This window comes from Actinomyces minihominis, from assembly GCF_900187855.1.
Classification (GTDB): domain Bacteria; phylum Actinomycetota; class Actinomycetes; order Actinomycetales; family Actinomycetaceae; genus Scrofimicrobium; species Scrofimicrobium minihominis.
The window spans coordinates 1-2336 of sequence record NZ_FYEG01000020.1; the positions used below are offsets into that span (position 1 = coordinate 1).

Below are 2336 nucleotides of genomic sequence, written 5' to 3' on the forward strand. Positions count from 1 at the left end.
ACCGAAGACCCCCTGCCACGTCTAGTCCGTACCCACATGACGGGCATCACACCGACTCAAACACAGCCTGACCTGCATGTTTACAAGATCTCCCTGCACGTCTGGCGGTCCGGCTTCGGGCGTGTTGAGCGCTAACTATCTGGCGCATTGGATGTCACCCGACTTCTCAGCTCGGGTGATTGATCGGATATTCGCGGGTCTACCACCCGGGTAGAAAGCAACCTCACACTAAAAAGTTCTCCTTCTGCTCGCCAAGGTCGGCTCGGAGCTCCGATGAACCAATGATCTTCCTCCAGGACCACACTTGGCTTTCCAACCCCGCAGCCACGGGTCCAGAAGAAGTTCGGGGAAACTAGGTCAGTGACAGGACTTGTTGCCGTAACCTCCAAGCCCAGAACGCTTTTAGCCCAGCGAACCCGCCCAGACGAACTGACTCCCAGGTTGCGGAGATTGTGCTTTGTAATCTGGGGGGGGGTGCCCCTATGTTGTTTGTCAAGCGGCGAGGACGGTTTCCGGTTGTTGGTAGAGGCTTCCGTCTCTGATCATGGCGTACATGACGGTTAGGCGGCGGTGGGCTAGGGCGATGAGTGCTTGGTTGTGGCGTTTGCCTTGGTTTCGTTTTTTGTCGTAGTAGGCGCGGCTTACCTCGTCGGTTCTGATGGTGGCGAAGGCGGAGAGGAACAGGGCCCGCTTGAGCCGTTTGTTGCCGGAGCGGCTTACTCGTTCCGATTTTATGGAGGTCCCAGATTGTCTCGTGGTTGGGGTTAGCCCGGCGTAGGAGGCGAGGGCGGCGGCGTTCTTGAAGTGTTTGCCGGAGATCTCAGCGATGATGACTGCGGCGGTCCTAAGCCCTACTCCGGGCATTGAGCTCAGGACCAGGTAAAGAGGGTGACTAAGCACTAGTTCCTCTACTTGGCTGGCGACGTCTGCTCTTTGCGCGTGCAGCATGATTAGTTGTCGGGCTAGGTGTGGAATGACTAGGGCGGCTGCATCGGTTCCGGTTACAGTCACGGTTTGTTTGGAAAGAGCCTCGATAATTTCCTCGCTCCAGGCCCCGTGACGGCGCGCCCCGTACCTCTTCAGTTTGGCGCTGATCCGGGCTCTGCCGGCCTTTCGAAGAGCCGTAGGTGTAGGCCAAGAAGCGAGCACTTCTAAGATGGCATCATGTTCTAGCCGGTTGCCGAGGACCTTCTCCAAAGCGGGGTGGACCTGCGTGTATAGGCCTCGAATCCGGTTGGAAACTTGATTGACCTGCCGGGACAGGTCCTTAGTCGATGCCGGTAAGCATCCCCAAGGTAGCCTCATTGGCGTCGAGTTCAGTGATGTCTCTCAGGGTGTGCGGCAGGGTTCGGGCGGCATCAGCAATGATGAACGCGTCCTTAGCGTCTGTTTTCGCCTCCCCTGGGTACAGGTCGGCGATGCGCCGCATTGTCAGCCCTGGTAAGTAGGCGGTTGCTATCCCCATGTCTTGGGCAACAGCTAACGCTAAAGCACCAATGGTTGCGGGCTGGGCCACCACGACAAGCAACTCACCGCTGTCGCTGAGCTTTTGGTAAAGACTCCGCAGCTGGCCCTCGTCATTGGGTAGCGCCCGGTTCCACAACACTCTGCCGCGCGTGTCTAGAGCGCACGCAAAGTGCTCTGATTTCCCCACATCCAAGCCAATGAAAACACCTGGCACATTTCTTTTCTCCACTGCACTGCCTCCGTACTGAAGTGCTGGGCCAACTCCTTAACGGTCGGTACAGTCCAGGCAGCAAGTCTCACATCCACTTCTGCGACAGGCATTCCCAAGCAGGGTGCCGAGCCCCTGATCAGCGATCACCCGCCGCCAATCAGCCCTAGTGGCAACACCCCCCGGATCATCAAAAAATAGACAGGGGCAAGACACCATGCCAGGGCCAACTGACCGACAAACCCAACTAACCAACGGTTAACCAGGCCTGTCAACAAGGTAACGGGTGCCAACGGTAACCTCCTCGAGCACGCTATCCGTGCTTGCTCGGCTCAGCGGTTAGTTCGGGTCTTCCAGTTGGCCTAGTCCCTATAGAACTGGGTGATGTGTCGGTGTGGAGCTGCTTTGCTCCGGGGCCATCCACGTGCAGTCCGAGTCATCCTTGCGACTCTGAGTTCATTCGAGTGATGCTCGAGTTTTTCCCAAACCAGACCTCAACACAGTCCGGGTACAAGATACGACGACGAGTAAAACGGGCTATAGGCGGATAAGTGTGTCTGTGGGGTTAGTTGAATCATCAGTGCCAGGTTTTATGGTGTAGGTCTTCCCAGGAAATGACGGTTCCCCATCTAGCTGGTACGCCTAGGGCTTGTCTGCGGGC

At 57.1% G+C, this 2336-nt stretch carries 1 pseudogene; it reads right to left on the minus strand.

What is annotated here, in order from left to right:
- Positions 1 to 492: 492 nt before the first annotated feature.
- Positions 493 to 1681 (minus strand): annotated as a pseudogene (locus tag CS903_RS09230) (IS110 family RNA-guided transposase).
- Positions 1682 to 2336: the final 655 nt, after the last annotated feature.